This window comes from Candidatus Endolissoclinum faulkneri L2 (assembly GCF_000319385.1).
Lineage (GTDB): Bacteria > Pseudomonadota > Alphaproteobacteria > Thalassobaculales > Thalassobaculaceae > Thalassobaculum > Thalassobaculum faulkneri.
The window spans coordinates 1,368,677-1,390,544 of sequence record NC_019566.1 but is presented as its reverse complement, the minus strand read 5'-3'; the positions used below and the strand labels follow the sequence as shown (position 1 = coordinate 1,390,544).

Here is a 21,868-nt window from a genome sequence, read left to right as displayed (position 1 = left end):
TTAGTCCATTGGTATTTTGACAATTGTATAATTTAAAATTAATTGATATTAATTAATACGAGATTTAAAATATTTAACTTTCAAGACTAAGATTATTAAAGATAGTTTGAATAAAAATTGATAAGATAAAAGTAAAATATATTATAAAGAAATAACTGTTACTAGTATCTTAAGTCAAGATTACATATGGTCGATATTGTGCTATTTGATTATTATAATTTTCAATTAATTACTGCTTTCTTCTAAGCAGAAAACTTGTTGAATTTTATTTACGATATAGACTAACGTCTTACATATCTTTAATTTAATTACTTTTAGCTTAGTAATGCTATAGATATAAAAATAAGCTATTTCTTTAGCTATCTATCCGAATACCGATATTCAATCTATCCTTACTTTAGATATTAGATAAAGTATAGCTAAAATAATAATTATGGACAATTTAAGTTAAAGTAATTATACAGTAGTTTTAATGGATAGTTATGTCATTAATTTAATGTTTATAATTTTCAAACATGTATTTTACTTTTAGTAAAAAAATTTATTAGCTAATCTTCTTTATAATAGTCAAAATTTTTTAATAATAACGATGTTGCTTGATTTAAATATGATTTATTTTTTTTAGGCGGATCCTTATTTAAAGGACTACTAGTATTTTTTTCTTTATTACTTGAAAAGTTATATTTTTATCTTACGCTGTAAGAAAATCTTGTTGTAATTAACACTTATATCCTATAGCAAGCAAAGCTTGCTATAGGATATAAGTGTTAATTAAATTTTTAATTTTTACTTTTAATTTATAATGTTAGTTATCCATCTTAGTAAGATAGATTGCTTAAATTACTCGCAGGATAAGTCAATATCCTTTAGTTAACGTCAATAAAAATCAATTAAAGATATGATCTTTTTTTTGATGCAATTCGCTGACTTTAATTACGGCTTCTTAGATTTATTCAGAGATGGACATTAAGAATATATATACTTCTAATATATTACGCCGAGTAGATACTAAAATCTGTAAATTATTCATGCCTTATTGTGTGCATACACAATATTAGCATGCCGGTATATTAATACATTGGAAAATTTTATTAGCAATAATTTATTGTACATTATTTTTTTTCTAGCAGTGACTAAAAAAGTGTTGAATATTGCTTAGATATGATCCTTATATTGAGGATAGGGAAAGCTTTATAAGCAGCGCTTTTAAGAAGCTAATAACGATTGATTATAAATAAACCCTACTGTTAATGTGCTATCAAGCCTTACAGCATATCTTTTTTTTTATTAGACCTAATTAATTTTAGCATAAAAAAAACTAGTTGGGTGATATTTCATTATAATTAATGCTCCTAATCGCTACTTCAGGAGTGATAAAATGAAATTTTTATTTTTGTAGTATCGGGGCCTACTGTTATGACCGAAGTTGTAAAAACTTCTCGCAAAGATGGTGGTATATGGATTATCTCTATGGAGGATTATGATGGTCGAAATACTTTTACACGTGCTTTAGTTGCCGGATTGTTTGAATCTATAAGGCGGGTAGCTAATGATTCGGAGGCAAGAGTAATTGTATTGCATGGATTTGATACAATATTTTTGGCTGGTGGCACTATGGAGGAATTAATAGGCATAGCGGAACGTAAGCAGCGTTTTGATGAGGCTGGCTTTTATCGTCTTTTATTGGATTGCCCAGTTCCAGTAATTTCTGCGATGCAAGGGCATGCTTTGGGTGGCGGTTTGGTTTTTGGGCTGTATGCTGAAATAGTGGTTATGGCAAGTGAATCCTTGTATTCTGCTAATTTTATGAAATACGGATTTACCCCTGGAATGGGCTCTACAATGATTTTGCCAGAAAAATTAGGTACTTCTCTTGGAGAAGAGATGCTTTTAACCGCTCGGAGCTATCATGGCGGTACTTTAGAAGCTCGAGGAATACCTTTTCCTGTTGTACCTCGAGCAAAAGTTATCTCGACTGCTTTGAACATAGCTCAAGATTTAGCTGATAAGCCACCTCAAGCTCTACGCTTGCTTAAAAAGCACCTAAATCGTGATCGAGTGTCTCGGCTACAGAATGTAGTAGACCTTGAAATAGCAATGCACGATATAACTTTTGCTGCTTCTGAAGTACCATCTCGAATTCGCGATCGCTGGGGAAATAAATGAATCCAAACATGAATATACCTAATACTTTTCCAACTCAATTTCAGGATCAAATTGTTCGGATTTTTTCTGAAAAATGTCTAACTGGTAATTTATTTGCTTCGTTTGACTGTTTTCATCGATTAGATATAGATATTCTGCGTCGTACTACACGAATAATTATGGATGCTGAGCCAGTTATTGGTTGTCGGATGGATTTAAACTCTGCTGAGCCAATCTGGATTCGACGTGATGATCTTGATGCTGTTTCTAATTTTTCCGTAACCAAGAGTAATGATGTAGAAGCTGATACAATACGCTTAATTGCATTGCCGTATGATCTTGATGCTGTACCACACTTCTCAATTAGTTTGCTCAAAGGAGATGATTATGATCGTTTGCTAATGAGAATGCAACATTATTTGGTTGATGGTAGAGCATTTTTTGAAGTTGCTATTCTTTTTGCTAAAATTTATTCTGCTTTGGTCAATGATATAACATATACTCTAACGCCAAATTTTACTAGTCGAGATAGTTTTGCTTGGCTAAAGTCATTTGGTTGGCTTGATCGTTTGCGGATTGTTAGACGTGATATTGGTGATATATTACGTATGCGTAAACCTCAGGTTGGATTTAAAATGCATAATCCAGCAGACTTAATGAAACGAGGGGATGATATAAGCCTTGCTTTATTTGAGGTTCCTAAATCAAGATTGCTCGAGATTGATAGATTTGCCTCTATACTTGCTCTTACTCGCAATGATTTGTTGCTTGCAGGATTTGCCCGTGCTTATTCTAAGCTCGTTGGAGTTGAATACAAAAATCATTCAATTCAATTGTCTGTTCCAAATAACGTACGACGCTATGCAGCGGTGGCTGCGCGTCCTCCTGTATGTAATCTTAGCGGCGTAGCTAATGTTTTTATCGATAAAGGTATTGGATTAAGCTTTTCAGATACAATTGATCAACTTAGAAAAGAAATGAAGCGTCAACGTACTGGTTTTATGGGAGCAAGCAATCCTTTAACACTACCTTTTTTAGCTAAAAAATCATTTTTGCGTAAACGTGATATGATAGATAAAATGATTGCCAGTTGTGAGGGGAAAACTATGCCACCAACATTTACTAATGTTGGAAGAATCTCAGAGCAACGCTTACGCTTTGCTGGAATTGCACCTCAGCGAATAGAGTTTTATAGCTGTCCTATTCGTAAGCCAGTTATTTTAATTCTAGTTATGGAATATCGTGATACTTTAATGTTAAGCTCCTCTCACTACATTTCAGATATTTCTGTAGAAGATATGAATAATCTATTACGTAATACTATTGATGAGATATCAATTAGTTAGTGAATTACGCTATCAGTACCGAGAAGTAAAATATTTTTTTACAAAATTTACTACCTACCGTCTAGTAAATATTTTAAAATAAAATATAATAACTTAATTAAATTTGCTTACGCTAATAATAGCAAAATATTCATTTGTTCACGATTAGATGTTTTTTTATAAAGTTGATCTTTAAAATAATCTTGGGTATTAAATATCTTAATTTGTAGGTAAAATAATATTCTTGTACGTACTAAAATTTCTTTGCTTTAAGCTTATTTGCATTCTTTTTTTTGGAAAAGAAATCAATTTGCTTTGAAATTTAGTATATCTTACTATTGTAAGATAGAGCACTACACAAGATAGTGTATTAAACATATGTTCAATAATTTCTTAGTAAAATATAAAAATATTTATACCTGTATATGCACAGTTGTGCATATCTACTTTGTATTTTCTGTACTTATATATATCCTGTATTTTAGTTAAATTATTTATATCAATCCCAAGTAAGTATTTATATCTAAATAATCGGTAGTATTAAATTATAAATTAATATTAATTAGTTAGAATGCTAATATATATATTAAATTAGCGTATTTTTATATTAGCTTTAGTATTTATTATCTGATCTATAGCACAATCTTATATATTATAACTATATAGATAATCATATTAAGAAGCACCTTAAATGCTAGGTATTTTTAGCAAAAGCCACAATGATATTTTAGGCTGTTTTTTATTTCTTTACAAGATACTAATCAAAAAAACCTAAACTGTAATGTGTTTTTTATTTTAATCTTTGTAGAATTGTATAATTACATATGTGCATGCGCAGTAGAATATAAAGCTTATATTAAGCTGTTATTGTGTTGTTTGAATATTATTCCATACGATATATTTAGTGATTTTTATAGTAAAAGATTAGTATATTTAAATAGGCCGCAAATCAATTTCATATTGATTAAAAATATCATTAACTGAATTTAATACAATAAGCAGACAGGGTAATTAAATTAATGCTTGGAAAAATGATAGAGATATTTGGAAATATATAAAAATATGCTTGGATATACATTTATCAAGTGAGCTATATCTGACATTTTATGTTGCATTAAAAATTATTACTAAGATTATCATATAATAGTCTGTTTTATTTTTAGTAAACTACTAATTAGCGAGCTAATCTAAGATCGCTTTATTTAATTAAATACTTATAACCAGAATTTTTAATACTATTGAGGATAGTACAAGCTATAAATTTTGACTTAGATTATTGCCAATGCAAAAAAGGTTTTTTTAAACTAGCGTTAGCTATTTATACTACCTTAGCAGTATGCATTAATACTGTCTTTACTATTTTAATTTCAATAAAGATTCTACCTGCCACACTAGAGAAATGCAATATTATTTGCCATATTCTATAGAGATAAATTTTTAAAATTTTTACAAATATTTTAAATTAAAAAATAGCTAACTAAGCTGATGTTAATCAAAGGAAAATTCTTGTTATATTTAATATAATCACACAATAAAATATTAATAAATACTCAGCATACTTGGACGGAAGTTAATATGTGAATTCTTCAATTATAGCATGAGAGTAATTAATAAATTAACTTAAAGTTTTTAATCAAAAGTTGGGTTTTTATAATTTAGCATATAAAATATACTGCTTAATTAACAGTGGGATAGAATGATAAGGTAGAAGTTTTTTTATATAAACCTCACACTTTTAAAATTTAAAAAGTAGTTTATAACTTTCATCTTAAAAATAAATAAATGAAATTTAATCAAGCTAAATTTTTTAAAAATACTAAAAACCTTGTCTATAAACAAATCCTCGAAAATGGTTAATTGTAACATTTTCTAAATCAATTAATGAATAATAGTTATTCTTTTTGAAAAGTGTACTATCGTTTATATAGTAAATAGCTTTATTGTAATTTATCTAAAGTAGATATTTACTTTTATTTTTAATTACTAGACAGATATAGCGATATTGATGCAATAATTACCTTACCTATTATCTTAATAAGATTGACGGAGGTTATGTTTATGAGATGTTTTCGAATCCTAGCCAGGACATATAATGTGCGTTCAACAATTGCTTTGTTTGTCGCAATTATGCTTATTCAGACGTTTAGCTTTCCAAATTTTGCTGAAGCTGATAATAAATTTACCAGCTCATTTGCAGAATTAGTTAATAAAGCTAAGCCCGCCGTAGTAACAATTTTAACAAAAACAACTACAAATAGCGGTGCTCCTCCTCCAATAACTGGGCAACAAGTTCCTGATTTGCCTCCAGGACATCCTTTGCATGATTTTTTTGATAAATTTTTTGGCGGTTGGCCCCCAATGGGACAACCACAACAGCCACGTGATTCACATGGGCTTGGCTCCGGCTTTATCGTTGATCCATCTGGAACTATTGTGACAAATAATCACGTGATAGATGGAGCCGAAGAGATCAAGGTGCTATTGGATGACGGTACAGAACTTGAAGCTACGCTTAATGGTCGTGATTCTAATACTGATGTTGCAGTATTAAAAGTTTCGAGCAATAAACCATTACCTACAGTACCATGGGGTAATAGTGACATGTTGGAAGTAGGGGATTGGGTAATTGCAATAGGCAACCCATTTGGTCTTGGAGGTACAGTTACATCAGGTATCGTCTCAGCCCGCGGTCGTGATATTCATGCTGGTCCGTATGATGACTTTATTCAAATTGATGCTGCTATCAATCGCGGTAATTCTGGAGGCCCGCTATTCAATATCGATGGTCAAGTAGTTGGTATGAATACTGCAATTTTTTCCCCGAATGGCGCTAATATTGGTCTTGGCTTTTCAGTTCCTTCAAACCAAGCTAGAGCTGTTGTATCTGAAATTTTAGAGCATGGAGCAGTAGAGCGTGGATTTATTGGCGTACGTATTCAACCAATTACTGCAGATATTGCTACCAGTTTAGGTTTATTATCTAATAAAGGTGCTTTAGTTGCAGACGTAGATCCATCGGGGCCTGCCGGTCAAGGCGGATTAAAAGTTGGTGATGTTATTTTACGTTGTGGTAAAATTAAAATTGAAGAAGTTCGTGATTTAACCCGTGCAATCGCTAACACAGATCCAGGCAATCAGATCACACTGATCGTTTGGCGATATGGTAGGGAACGGGAGATAAAGATTCGGGTTAATATTTATCCTAAGGACGATCAATTAGCTCAAGCTACTACAGGTATATCAGACTCTACAGTCATAAAAGTGCCAAATTTAGGAATTACCTTGAGTGATGAACCTCAAGGTGCGGTAATTCTTTCAGTATCTCCCGATAGCGCAGAAGAACTACGTCCCGGAGACATTATTACAGCGGTTGGCCAAGATAAAGTATCAAAGTCTCGTCAGGTTAGCGAAGCAATTAATAGAGCTAAGTCACGCAATGATAAGTTAGTACTTTTGTTAGTTCGTCGAGGAGATCAACAGCACTATGTGACGTTACAGTTGCTGAAGAAGTAATTGACTATTAGCTTTTTGGTTTAAACGTTATGCAGAAGATAATCTCACTAAGTTTTAGTAGATCTGTTAATGTCTCTAATTTAGCTAACAGATTTATGAATAAATCTAATAGATTACATTATTTCTAGCTTCTAGACTACTAATATCAGTTTATGACTTCCATTGTTACACTATTGCTTTTGGTTTTGTTAGGTCTAATTTAGTCTGAATTAGAACAGGGTTTATTAGTATATTATTGCTTTGTTTTTAAAATCTTTAGCAGGCAAAATTACGTCGTAATAATGCGTAGATTGAGGGCAGAAGCTAATAATTTTTAGAAGAGCAATTATAATATGTAATTGCTCTTCTACTTAAAAAAATATCATTTTAAAACAGTAACAATTATTTTTATAAAACTATAATGAGCATAAATATATCAGATAAATTGTTATCTGATATATTTATTATTGCTTTAATTAATTATTGTCTGTAGCACAGCTAATAGTTTCTGCCTTTCGTTGATCAAGTACTTTAGCTAATTCTTCTACAGTTGGGTGAGATGCTAAAAGTGCAGGCTCTACCTCTATTGATAAAGTAGTAGCTAAAGTTTCTGCAATATGCAAAGCTTTGATTGAGTCAATACCTAAGTCCACGAAAGATGTATCCGATTTCAACAATGCATGATCAACTTTTAAATGTTTAACTAGTGCTGCTTTTATCGAAATATCACTAGAAGGGATAGAGATGGGATTGCTCGCTAAGGCCTTTGGGCGCGATATTAATCTTGCTTCGCTTCGTAGTCGCTTGACATAAAATTCTAGCTGAGAGTCATTCATTAAACTGATGTCAGGATCACTTACATCAGGATCACTTACATCAGGATCACTTACATCAGGATCACTTACATCAGGATCACTTACATCAGTGGGACTAGTGAGACCTTCAATCACGTCTAGGCGACCTGTAGCAACTGCTAATATATTTTCTTTACTTGCCAATGCCTGATCTATCAAGTCAAGCCCCTTTTCAGCATTAATAGTACCAAGGCCTGATTTTTCCAACTCTCCTTGGCGAGTTGGAGTTAATTTACTATCGTATTCCCACTGTGGCCAAGCGATTGACAGACTAAGACCAGGGCCAGAGCGAATATTCATCAGTGCATCCTGGAATGCACAGGCAGCAGCGTAGTCTGCAGCCCCAGGCAATCCAAACCAAGATGCAAGAGAAGAAAATACTATGAATGCCTTAAGGTGATCATTTCGTGTTACTCGATCAAGCAAATCAGTTCCAAGAGTTTTAACAGCAAGTACTGATTCTATTTGAACATCATCCTTTGACGCTAGGGTACTGTCATCTACGATGCGAGCAAGATCAATCACAAAGTCAATACCGCCAATTAGTGAACGAATTTTTCCAATGGCAGCGCTTAAATTATCTTCATCTGTTATATCAGCAACAGCATAAGAGATATTAAGCTTAGTCAATAGAGTATTGTTGATTTCTCTACGGCCAATCACGCCAACTCGAGCCTTTCTTTTATTAATTAATACCTTTATCAAGGCCGTGCCAACTTCACCTAAACCACCAACCAAAAGTACGCGACTACCTGGGCCAATCATCAAATTACATTCAATAGACATATCTATTGTTTGTCGTATCGCAATTGCACGTGCTCCACGCCTATCAACTAAAGGCGCGCCTGACATATCTATTGTTCTTTCACTTTCTATAATTTCAGTAAAGTCTTCCTTGGGCAGTAAAATGGTACGTACTCTCCCATTTAGCCCCTCTAATGATACCGAAGCTGCAATCGCAGCAAATACTGTAGCTAGCGTTTCCGAGGAAGTGGTTAAAAACACTCTTTTTAGCCGACCAGGACGCGCCATTATCACGCTTAGTCCAATTAATGTTGCTAGAGTAACACAGTGCAATTCCCGAATATTAGTTACTTTATTTACGATTAGCACAAGATCACTAGCCGAACCAATTGGCATACGATTAAGGAGCTGATCCCAGCCCATACGGTTATCTGGTAGTTTAAGTTCATTAGATGATTGATTTATACTTATAGAATTAGAATCATAAACAAACAAACAAGACGGAGTACTATTGCTCGGCGAAAGTAGAGCTGTTTGTTTCCAGCTACGTTTTATAAAACGGACTGGCATATCAATTTTAGTATTTACATTAGTAAATACTGGCTCTGCTAACCAGTATTTTTCTTTAGCAAATATTGTGCCAGGTAATTCGATAGGCACAATTCTATTCGTTTCAGGTAACTCGTCCCAATCTATATCAGCACCATCAACCCATAGTCTAGCTAGAGCATCAATATCTCTAGCTGCGAGCTTTTCCCTTAGAAGCGCTTGTCCAGAGGAACTTTCTTCTAATATACGTATAGTTTCACCCGAACCATTACCATTTATTCCACCTTTGGGCATTTGACCAATAGCTAATTTATTAAGAGCATTTAGCAGATCGTTAATGTTACGTATAGGCATAGCAAACCGATAACTCAGCGCTCGGCGACCAACTCGCAAAGTGTGACAAATGCGAGTGATATCGTTTTGTCTATATCCTTGTTCGGAAATAAAATCATGCAATACACTAGATAAATGCTTTTGCCTATCGGCATCCACTGTTGATAATACAAATAATTCGCTATTCAGATTAGATGCTTCCACGTTTATCATAGGAGGAGCTTCCTCCAGCACTACATGAGCATTTGCTCCGCCAGCGCCAAATGAACTAACAGCAATTCGACGTGGGCAGTTTTCAGGAGCTGGCCATTCTATTGCTTGGGGCGGCGCATATAATGCCAATGCCTCAAGATCTATTCTTGGATTAAGTGTCATAGCATCCCGTAGGGGGGCAATTTTTTGATAACGAAGTTGAAAAATAGCTTTCACTATTCCTGCTATTCCAGCAGCAGATTCCAAATGGCCAATATTAGCTTTTAGGGCTCCGATTATCAGCGGATTTACTCGCCTACCTTCTCCTTTATAAGCTATGGAAAGACCACTAGCCTCAATCGGATCTCCTATACTAGTACCTGTACCATGAGTTTCTACTACTTGAATAGTAATGGGATCTACTCCTGCATTAGCTAATGCATCAGTAGCTACTTTGCTCTGGGCAACCGGGCTTGGGACTGAAAAACTAGAGGTTCTTCCACCAGCATTTATTGCCGTACCGCGTATTATCGCTTCTATACGATCGTTATCACGCAGAGCAGTATTTAAAGGCTTTATTACAAGAGCAACAATACCTTCTCCATCAACAAATCCATCAGCCCCTTCCCCAAACGACCGGCATTCGCCGCTAGGAGACAACATGCGAGCTTCTGATAAATTAGCAAGCTGTCTGGGATGGACAATTAAGTTGACTCCACCAACCACTGCTGCTCCACATTGACCGTCTCTTAATGCATTTACCGCTAGATGAAGTGCAGTTAATGAGGATGAACAAGCAGTATCTACTGCTAAGCTTGGCCCAGTCCAATCAGCAACATAAGATAAGCGATTTGCAATGGACCAATAAGAAGAAGTTGCTGGCGCTTTATTATTTTGAGCTGACAGCCATTGGTAACCAGCATTCATTACGCCTACAAAGACACCTACTGGCCCGGCTCTCCGTTGCAACCGTGCTGGTGTAGAGCCTGCATTTTCCAGCGCATGCCAAGCTGTTTGTAAAAACAAGCGTTCTTGTGGATCCAAGTTTTCTGCATCTATTGGAGAAATACCAAAATATAATGGGTCAAAACAGTCAATATCGGGCAGGAAACCGCCAATTTTGGTATACGATAGGCCTTCTCCGCCGCTAGGATCGTACCAATTATTAGACTTCCATCGTCCTTCTGGAACAGGTCCAAGCGCAGATAAACCATTTTCCACTAATTGCCAAAGTGCATTTGGTGTATCTGCTCCCGGGAAACGTCCAGCTATACCAATAACTGCTATAGGTGTATTAACAGGCATTATTTGCTTCGAGTTACTTTGTTTTATTTTGTTTTTATCAATGGAGTTTATGTTTTTCGTATTTTGCAAAACTGCACGAACTTCTGTAGGACGAACAGAAATAAGATGATTTGCAAGACCCGTAAGGGTATCGTGTTCAAACATTAGTGTCTGAGATACTCCGCCAAACTTTGCATCTAAAACGTCGCGCACTGCCATAGATGAAAGAGATTCTAAGCCATATTCACCTAGACTTTGATTAGCACGCAACTCAGCTGGATCTATAGCAAGTTGATTGGCGATGATGCTACGCAAATCATCAATTAGCGCTTGTAGTAAACCATCTTTTATAGGATCAGTTTGATCTCCTTGTGGTTCAAACTGATTTATTTTATTTACTACCTCTTTTCCCGCTACTAATCTAACGCCAGAAGGAGCATTAGCAATTATGACAGCTTGCCCTCGCCCTCCTCTTGCTGATAGGTCATTTAAACGGATATTTCGATAACCCTCTGTTTCCAGCAGAGTATGCCATCCATTAGAATCAATAATAGGGCTATAAGGTAAGCGTTCTGCACTTCCAAAACCGCGCCACCAACCGTCAGTTAGCCCAAAAACCATAGTTGCAAAATCTTGCACTTCGATCAATTCATTAACAATCAAGGTACCGTTCGGTTTTAGTAGTCTACCTAATTCACGTAGTACTTTAGGCAAGTCAGCAACCGCATGCAGTACGTTTGTTGCTAGTACTATATCAGCGCTGCCTGGAATTTGACTGTTAGCTTCAACCGTTTGCTCGATATCATATAGTGCTGTTTTAAACCAAGGGCGTCTTAAAGAATTAAAATTTTTAGATGCTGCGTCTAGAAATTGCTTAGATATGTCGGTAAAAAGATAGCTTTTAGCGGGGTTGTAATTGTCCAATGCTGCGATCGCTGCAGCAGTCCCACCTCCGGTACCAGCACCAATTTCTATAATTGCAGCACCTGGACTCAAAGCGGATATCATAGCGCTAGCTGTAGCTGCATTAAAATTATCGGAGATCGGATTGCCGTGATATGCCGCTGCTATTAGATTGCTTTTGCCGCCAGGGAACAAAATTGATAATGGATTAATAGATCCCGATAGAAGGTCTGGATAAACATCTAACACTGCATCTAGTATAATTCTTGGTCCAGAAATCCAGTCGGGCATGTTGTTGGATATTGCATCTTCAGTTATTTGCTTTTGCTTAGCTAAGTTTAACCCAAGCCTAGGTAGGCTAATAAGGTCTTTATGTTTGCTTGCTAACCCTGCACGGCATAGCATTTCCACTATTGCAGAGAAAAGCGGCTTAAATCGTTCAATTATTTGGAGCTTGCCGGCCAAAGTATTTGCTGTTAACGGTTGGTCAGCTTGTAAGTTTAAACTATTGACCAGAGAAGTTGCTAGTCGCGTATATCCATACGCCTCCAAGCGTCTAAATGCAACAATATCTTTCCCAAGATCGGTGCCCAAATCAGCTTTATCTCGCCATCCTAGGCGGGATAAAGCTTTACTTTCGGCTGCAACGACAGCTACACGCTGAACACCACTTTCTAAAATATTATCTAGTACCTGAAATGCATCTTTAGGAGCTATCGGATAAATTCCACCTCGGCGTAGCTTTGCTTGAGTTGCAAGGTCAGCTACTGCTCCAATTTCACCCCAAAGACCCCAATTAATTACTTGCACTCGCATATTGCCATTAAAAGATAAAGCTATTGCATCTTGCATACAGGATGCAGCCACGTAATTAGCTTGTCCCGCTACACCAGCAAAAACATTAGCTGAAGAAAAAATTACTGCTAGCTTGGCTCCTGCCAATTGCGCTACTGCTAGTACATTAGCAGTGCCGACAGCCTTGGGGCCAAGAGGTGCAGAAAACTCAACCGCTGACATTGAGGCTAACTTACTGTCGTTTAACACTAAAGGTAGATGAAAAACAATATCGAGTCGTCCATGTATGCGTACTATGTCATCACAAAGCGTTGTTAACGCCGCATAGTCAGTTACGTCAGCAACTTGGTATCTGACTCCTTCGGGTAAAGTAATTGCAGGATGTTCACGCCTTCCACTTAGCACTACAATAGCATTTTTAGTTGCTAATAAGTACTGAGCTAAAGCTAACCCAATACCACCACTACCACCAGTAATCAAGCATACTAGCGGCATTTTAGTATTAACAGATGAGGAACAGTCATTAGACAGAGTGGTGTCTGATAACGCTTCAATGTATCTGTTCTCGCCTCTCCAAGCCACTCTTACTCCACCCTGCTGGATAGGTTCTTGCAATAGTCGGTCAATGGCCTGAGGAGTATCTATTGATGTAGTTTCAAGATCAAGCAAAACTAACCCAGTGCTAGGTAATTCTGCTACCAGTGAACGCAAAAGTCCTACAATCCCAGCGTTAATTGGATTAAATGTTTGTTTTCCATCTATATCAAATATTCCTGCTGTTACCAGCAATATTTGTTTCGGTGGTTTATTCGAAGCCGCCACTGTTCTTGCCAAATTACCAACAGACTCGATTATGGCGGTAGCATCTACCGCTTGTTTTATTGACCATGAATGAGAACTAATAGCTAGATTAGTCACCAAGATCATAGAATCACAATCAGGTATACCATGCAATGTCTCGGCAAAGGTTAAGTTTGCGATAGGCGCTACACGATCAACTAACCGTTTTAAAAATTGCGTTTCATCATTCATTCGAATAAGTACTACTCGACCTAACTGATCTGACTGACGATGATTCTCTATCAGTGATCGCTGTAGCCAAACCGGAGTCAGTAAACGAGGAGCAATATCATCGACTTCTTGTTCTGGGATGGGCATTTTCTCCACACGTAGACCTTTAATTTGGATCACTGTGTTGCCTTTAGCATCTAAAGCTTCAGCATCAAAAAGACTGTCAGATATTCGTTTAGCACGAACAGTTACAGCAGAATTAGATTGCCCAAATAACGCCATAGAATTAATTGCAACCGGGACGCCAGGTTTGTCTATATCATCCCACCGCAACGGGCCGATCGCTTGAAAGGTAGCATCAATATCAGATACTTGCCGAGTCATAGCATCTGCATTTATTAACGGTTTTAGATGAGCTTCTGTGGTGTTACCATCACTATGCAACTCCGTAAGACGTCGGAAAGTAGCACCGTAATCAATTCCAAGCATCCTAAAGCGATCATAGATTATATTTTCGCTTTGAGTCGTGTAAGATGTATTTACAACTGGCGCTGAAATTGAGTTAAGAATAGTTTCAGCAGTGCTGATAAGTACTCCTGAAGCTATTATAAGGCCTTGAGATAAGATTTTGACCTTACCATTCATAATCTGCCGTTTGAGTTGTAAACCGTTCTCATTAGCCCATCCCGGCAGTAAAAAGGCAATATCCTGCAATATGCATTCAGCACAATTGCTCATAACTGCAAGAGATGCCGCTGCGGGTAATAAGGGCAAATGTTGAAACTTATGGTCACGTAAAATCGGATTCTCGACAGTTAGATGCAATTCTGCATCTGACACGGGGATGGATTTTATAACTGGAGCTTCCAACAAATTTGGCCAGAAACGTTGACGTAAAAGCGGACGAGGAGGTATCCTTATGCGTTTGCCTGACAACGGAAGCTTAGACCAGTCAATTGATGCACCTGTTGTCCATGCTTGGGCAATTTCTTTTAATTTTAATGAGTCCGATGTAATGTATTTTCCACCGCCATCAGCGTTCCCAAAAAACACATCTTTTGCAGGATCACCTTTGCGCCAAGCAGAGAGCTTCGTTGATAATTCTTCTCCGTTCTTGGCAAGTACCGCAATTCGGAAGAATAGCGACTCCCGACCAAGCTGTAATGTGCGAGCAAGATCGACCGGTTCTCGGAATTTATTGAGAATAGCTAAAAAATGATCAATCTCTGTTTCTAATTGTACTCGATTACGACCAGAAAAAACAAAGATGCAATCTTCAGTGAAGGCAGATGATTGTATCTTTGTTTTTTCGATTGGTGCTTCTTCTATAATTAAATGTGCATTAGCTCCTCCTGCACCAAAAGAACTAATTCCTGCAACCCTCGGTAACTGTTCGGATGGCCAATGTTCTACTTCTGTTACTAAGCGTATACGTGCTGATGCATCTTTTAGAGATTTGCTAGGAGAAGCATGTAATATAGTAGGAGCTATAGCGTTGTTGTGAAACTGTAGTACCAAACGAGCTAAACCAGCGATGCCGGCAGCTGCTTCTAGATGTCCAATAGATGCTTTTACAGTTCCAATAGGAAGTGGTTTTGTGCGAGCAGCGGTTGCTCGGGCAATTCCATCAAGCTCAATTGGATCTCCCAGGGCGGTGCCTGTTCCATGTGCTTCCAAAAACCCTAATTGATCCGCTGATACTCTAGCTTTTTCCAATGCAGTAGTAATTGCTTTAGCTTGTGCATCAGGACTAGGTACTGTATATCCATTAGTGCGTCCGCCATGTGTAACGGCTGAACCGCGGATTACAGCATGAATAGGATCACCATTATTTAATGCTTCGGATAACAACTTTAGTACAACTATACCAACACCCTCACCAGGCACATAACCATCACCGCCTTCTGCAAAACTACGGCAGAGTCCATCAGTAGAAGCAAAGCGACCCTGGCTAAGACCAATGTATTTCAGTGGATGTATGCTTAAATTTACCCCTCCAGCGATTGCTACAAAAACCTCGCCGCTCCACAACGATTGGCATGCTAAATGAATAGCTGTTAGCGATGATGAACAGGCACTATCAACTGCCATGCTTGGACCATGTAGATCAAGCCAATAAGATAGTCGATTAGCTATCGACCAGTAAGGCGCTGATGCTGCTATTGGGTTACCTAAGATATGTTGATCAGCTGCGAGAAGTTGATAATCGCCATACATCACACCAATGTGAACTGAACCAAGTCTATCAGTGTCGTTTGTTAGGTTACTTCTGGTTAAAGCAGCATCTTCAAGGGCTTCTGCAGCTACTTCAAGTACTAGCCTTTCTTGAGGATCCATACGAATTGCATCAGCTGGAGCAATGCCGAAATGAACAGGATCAAACATATCAATGTCTTCAATAAAACCACCCCAACGGCTGTAACTACGGTCCATTTTACCGGGCGTATCATCATGGTAACGAGACACGTTCCAACGATGTTCAGGAATCTCTGTTACCAAGTTTCTACCGTCACGTAGTAGCTCCCAAAATGAAGCAAGGTTAGAAGCGCCAGGGAAGCGTCCAGCCATGCCAACAATTGCAATTGGTTCGGAAGAGGTTTTTTGTCCTTTATTTTTTTGGCGATTAAAAGACAAAATGCTATTTGGTAATTGCGTAGCTAGCGATTTTTGAGTCAATGTTTGTGATGTTTTAGAGTTCTCGGTACTTGGTAAGGAAGCTAAAAAATCAGCTACTTTACCAATTGTACGGTGAGCATAAAATAAGGTTGGTGGTACTCCCAAGAATTGGCTTTCTAATTTCTCATTAAGCGTCATCACGTGCATGGAATCAAGGCCAAGATCTTCAATTGTACGCTCTGGATTAAGAAATTCATTTGCTATACCAGTGACTTCAGCAAGCACTGCTTTCAGCACTTTTTGTGCATCTTCGGCTGAATTAGTTGATGTAACAGCTTTAACGGGCATCGAATTAATCACTGTTGCATTGGTAAATGCAGCAGTGATTAATTCACGATCACCCGCTGCAATTGCAAGTCTTGAGTATGGCACAGACATAACCTTGTCCAACAAGGCCAATCCTTCTTCTTGCAATATCCATCGACTACCGGTGGTTCGACGAAGATCATAATCGCTCTCCTCCCGTCCAGCCATACCACCGGTTTGCCAAAATGGCCAGTCAATTACTCTTAGAGGTAAGCCATCACGCTCAGCTAGTGCAGCGATTGCTGCGTTAGCTGCAGCATAGCCGCCCTGTCCAGCTTTACCAAAGCGAGCTGCAAGTGATCCAAAGCCGATTACTGTACGTAGCGGTTCAGCATTTGATTCACTCAATAAATATCTCAACCCGTCAAGCTTAGGCTGCATAATAGCTGAGATAGCAGCCGAAGTTTGATTACGTAAAAGCTGATCTCCGGTAACGCCAGCTGCGTGGACAATTACGTCAATTCGACCAAACTTTTGCTGAGCAGCAGAGATTGCCGTTCGTGCCCCATGTATTGTGCAAATATCTGCAGCGACATCAATAACATCTGAACTAATTTTCTTTGCTAGGTTTGATACTCCTTGTCGTCCGACTAACACAAGTCGTGCATTACGAGATCGAGCCAAATGCAATGCAACTATCGAACCAATTCCGCCACTAGCGCCGGTGATAAGAACTACTGGACGATCCGGTAAAGTATCGGATTTTTCGATGGACTTTGCTTCCCAGATTCGTACATGGCGCTCGCCAGCAAATCGACGCACATAGTGCTCGGAGTCAGATATGCTAAGTTCTTCGCGGATAACGTCAGCAATAGAGCCAGCTCCACGCCCAAGCGATAGAATACGTAAACTTACCTCCGGTGCTTCATGTGGTAAAGTTACAGCAATGCCCTCCAATCCAGCTTCATCCGGGTCTATGCCACCATTTTCAGAATGCACTCGTAAGATATGCAACGGTATACCAGGCCTTGCTTGGAGCCAACCAGCAATCAGATCTACCACTTGACCAGTCGGTGTCGAGTTTATAGCGACAAGGCCACGTAAATCCAACACATGAGTCGGCAATGAATCAATGGATTGGAAAGCTAATTTCCAATCGTTGACAGTTTCCATAACATCCCCACCAAGGATACTCAGTGTGTTCTGCCCTGGATTTATAATCTGCAATAGTTTTTTGGAGAATGGCTCGATTAATGCTTTGCTAGCAGGACACCAGCGAGGTACAAAAGATATAATTGCATCTTCTTTTGGACGTAGAGGAGCATTTGCTACTAACGCTACTATTTTATTCAATTGAGCCAAAACCTTGCCTGCTGGGTCAGTAATGGCGATATTAAGCACTAACCGGTCAGAAGCAGTTTGTGCTTGCTCTGTTACAATGGCGTGACGTGCATTTTTTAGATCACTAAACAATACTGCTTTACCAATTTCTATTGGTATAATCGTTGTTTGCTTTTGAGTAAAACGGCCTAATGCTAAACCCACGGCTGATTGAATTGCTCCGTCAATAAGAGTAGGTTGCCAAGCAAATTCTTTCTTTGCTTTGTACTTTAGGTCAGCTATGACGCAATTATCATAAACTTGCACTCTTTCAACTGTTCGAAATGCCTGGCCATAATCAAATCCAACATCAGCTAAAGCGGCATAAACTGCTTCACCATTAAGTATACGGCTATCGCCTAATAAATTATTATTATCTGATAGATCAATTATATCGGGCGTATAATTATCAGGCTCTATTAAAAAAGCCTTTGCGTAAATTGTATCTGTGCTTTCTTCTACTATTAAAATTTGCCAGTTCTCACCGTCATCCAATAAATTTGCAGTTGCTTTACCAAGCTTTTCAAATGATAAAGGTGTATGAAATGTAATGCTAGCAACATTAACAATATAATCACTGAAAGCAAATTTAGCGACAGCCTGCATAATTTCCAATATAACTGCTGCGGCAATGATAGGTTTTCCATTACGACGATGATCCCGCAATGGCGGCCAGGAACTACTTTCAGCTAACTTCCAACGTAATGCAGTTGTATCAGAGATATTAGAAACTATTAATGGGTGCAATGCGCTACGATTTTCTATTATAACTTGCTTTTTTGGCAGCGTAAGGCGAGTGCGTTGGAAGGGGTATCCTGGTAAAGGCACTCGAAGACGTTCTTCTGCTGGAAACAGGGAAACTAAATCAACTTCTTCTCCAGACAAGAAAGCAACAACTGGATCCGTTGATACTGAAGCTTTCACCGCTCCCAAAACTATAGCCCTACCAATGTTATTGTAAATCTCGCCCGGATCCATTTCACGCAGCTTAGCAATTCCATTTTGTAAGTCATCAAGTGTTGAGGCAATCAACCCTGCACGATGCTCAAAATGGGAGCGACCAGCAGTCAACGTGAAAGCTAAAGCGGGAAACGGTGCTGGTGCGTATTCCAACACTTTTGCGATGTGCTCTAACATTTCCTTAAGTGCACTATCAGTGCGGGCAGAGAAAAATACTGGACGCGGACCACTTGCTTCTTTGGGTAAAAGGCGAAATGGAGCTTGTTCTACTACTGCGTGAGAATTGGTTCCACTAAAACCAAATGAACTAACTGCTGCTCTACGTGGCTTTCCCTCTATTGAGTTCCAATTTACAGTCTTTAGTGGTACTTTGAATCGACCGGTGGTAAGATTTAGCTCAGAATTATCACTGCGATAATGTAGACTAGGCGGTATCATACCGCGCTGAACTGCTAATGCTGCTTTAATAAAACCAGCAACACCTGCTGTAGTTAAGGTGTGACCAATATTCGTTTTTACTGAACCTATCCAGCATGGTTCTTCAGCTGCTCCATAAGCTCGAGTCAATGCATTAACCTCTATCGGATCTCCTAGCTTTGTGCCTGTACCGTGTGCTTCGACATAGCCAATGTCGGCTGGACTTACTTCAGCGCGAGCCATAACTGCTCTAATAAGCTCGGTCTGAGCCGGTCCACTAGGGGCAGTTATGCCACTGGTTCGGCCGTCATGGTTTATCCCAGAGCCCTTCAGTGTAGCAACTATACAATCGCCTTCAGCTAGTGCACGGTCTAGACGCTTTAAAACTACTACACCTACTCCCTCGCCGGGTATAAATCCATCAGCCTCGGAGTCAAAAGTGCGACAGCGTCCGCTGTTTGATGACATACCACTATCAGCCAGGAATTCGTGCAGTCGGGTACTAGTCATAAAAACCGATACACCGCCAGCTAGCATCATATCAGCTTCGCCGTTAGCAATCGTTTGTGCAGCTAAATGGATCGCCACTAGAGATGAGGAACAAGCAGTATCAACCGGTAGACAAGGTCCTTTAAGGTCTAGGAGATAAGATAATCTAGATGATAAAATCGCATTGCTCTCACCCAGCGAAGAGCGTGTATCTGATCTACCCTGACCATAGCCGTCCGGAGCAACTCCTACATAAACCCCCACTGCTCGTCCTGCTAGTTCTTGTTGACCATAGCCCGCATGTTCCAGTGCATGCCAAGCACATTCCAAAAATACCCGCTGTTGCGGACTCATGGCAGTAGCATCGTTAGGGTTTAGTCGGAAAGCTTCAGCATCGAAGCAATCATGATCATCTAAGAAACCACCCCAGTGACTAAATTTCTTACCTTCATTATCTGAGAAAGTCATATGGTCAAATCTATCGTCTGGTATTTCAGTAACACAGTCAACACCGTTAATCAAATTACACCAGAATTCTTCAAGATCAGCAGATTTAGGAAAACGGCATGCCATACCAACAATCGCAATATCTGGATATTTTTTCTCAGTAACAGAAGTAACCATTGGTTCAGTAACAGAAGTAACCATTGGTTCAGTAACAGAAGTAACCATTGGTTTAGAGTTATTGATTAACGATTCTTGTCTCGTCCCTAGACTAACCGCATACTGTGCTAAAGCAGCAATAGTTGCATGATCAAAGAGTACAGAGGCTTGAATTGCCACCCCGAGACGCTCGGTCAGCGTCGTTGCAAGCTGGCCGGCAACAATAGAATCTACTCCAAGTTCAGCAAATGGTCTGTTAATTTCGATTTCTTGTATACTAAGGCCTAGAGCATTAGCTACAATCTGAGTTATAGTTTCTCGTACTAAATTGTCATTCGAATTAGACAAGTTAATCCTTGTTTGGTCATTCTTGTTTGGCAATTGAACAGGAACTTTCGTATCATTTTTGATACGATCGGCAATAAGTAGTGCCTGGCAATCATCACTAACGACTGTTCCCTCCCAGCCTATAGCTAGCGGCCATTCCAATCCAGCAAGTTGGAAGGATTGACACCAACTAGCAATATCTAGTAATGGCGAATGCGGTTGACGTATGCCGCTGTCCTTAAATTTCCACCAATTGTCAAGCAGTCCAAATGTCATAGTGGCAAATAGGCTAGAGCGAGTAATTTCGTTAACTATCAGAACACCACCATAGGTCAGCATATCCCTTATATGACTTAACGTACTGTTAATTTGTGCCGTTGCATGAAGTACGTTAGCAGCTACTACTATGTCGATCGTATTAACATCAAAACCTTGAGCATTTGGACTCTGCTCGATATCCATTTTTGCAAAACGAAGGAATGGATAAACAGAAGCAAAACGATTTCGCCCATATTCAATAAACTCAGTGGAAATGTCAGTGTATGCATAATCAAGATCGAGTTTATTTTCACGACAAGCCTTATCAAGTGCTGGCAGAATACTATTAGTTGTTCCGCCGGTACCAGCACCTATTTCAACAATTCGTAAATTTCCTTGCCGTTCTGCTGCTAGAGCCACAGCTGCGCGGGCTACTGCTTCGGCAACTCTTCGATTAAACCTATCAGCCCAAGTATTGCCTGCGTATATGTTGGCCAATAAATCCATCGAGCCGTTTGGAAACATCACTTCCTTGCCTGTTATTTGCCCCGATAAAACATTTGGCAAGGCATCAGCGCAGTGATGTATTAGTCTGATATGAGGAGACAAATAAGGTTGTTCATCCAAAATAGCCGCAGCAATCAACGCGGGATCGCCATTATTCAATGCTAAAATTAGCGATGCATCAATAGCTTCTGCTAATTTACGCTGATTTTCTAGACGAGCAAACTTAGTTACAGAACCAGGTTGCCAACCTAGCTGTGTAGCGGATCGAAACAGCAGTGCCTTAGCTAAACGATCTAGAATTGTAAATGGATCAACATATGAGGTCATTACTAGGCCTTCCGGATCTCTAGTACATAAAAAAATTTTTCTTTTAAAGTT

Annotated in this window: 4 protein-coding genes; 3 read left to right on the top strand and 1 reads right to left on the bottom strand. The window is 38.6% G+C overall.

From position 1 onward, the window contains the following. The first annotated feature begins 1,416 nt into the window (after positions 1–1,416). From A1OE_RS03940 to A1OE_RS03930, 3 genes are all read left to right on the top strand, one after another. Positions 1,417–2,166 (top strand): polyketide synthase, encoded by a 750-nt coding sequence (locus A1OE_RS03940; RefSeq protein WP_015089158.1) that lies wholly within the window; start codon positions 1,417–1,419, stop codon positions 2,164–2,166. Then, positions 2,163–3,491 (top strand): ptzR, encoded by a 1,329-nt coding sequence (locus A1OE_RS03935; RefSeq protein WP_015089157.1) that lies wholly within the window; start codon positions 2,163–2,165, stop codon positions 3,489–3,491. Before A1OE_RS03940 ends, A1OE_RS03935 begins: the two co-directional genes overlap by 4 nt. Positions 3,492–5,528: 2,037 nt before the next feature. Continuing rightward, positions 5,529–6,983, top strand: coding sequence for a Do family serine endopeptidase (locus tag A1OE_RS03930; RefSeq protein ID WP_158512546.1), 1,455 nt, complete (start codon positions 5,529–5,531; stop codon positions 6,981–6,983). Between the two features lie 455 nt (positions 6,984–7,438). On the opposite strand, the gene A1OE_RS04450 is transcribed toward A1OE_RS03930, so the two are convergent. After that, positions 7,439–21,817, bottom strand: coding sequence for an SDR family NAD(P)-dependent oxidoreductase (locus A1OE_RS04450; protein WP_015089151.1), 14,379 nt, complete (start codon positions 21,815–21,817; stop codon positions 7,439–7,441). Positions 21,818–21,868: the final 51 nt, after the last annotated feature.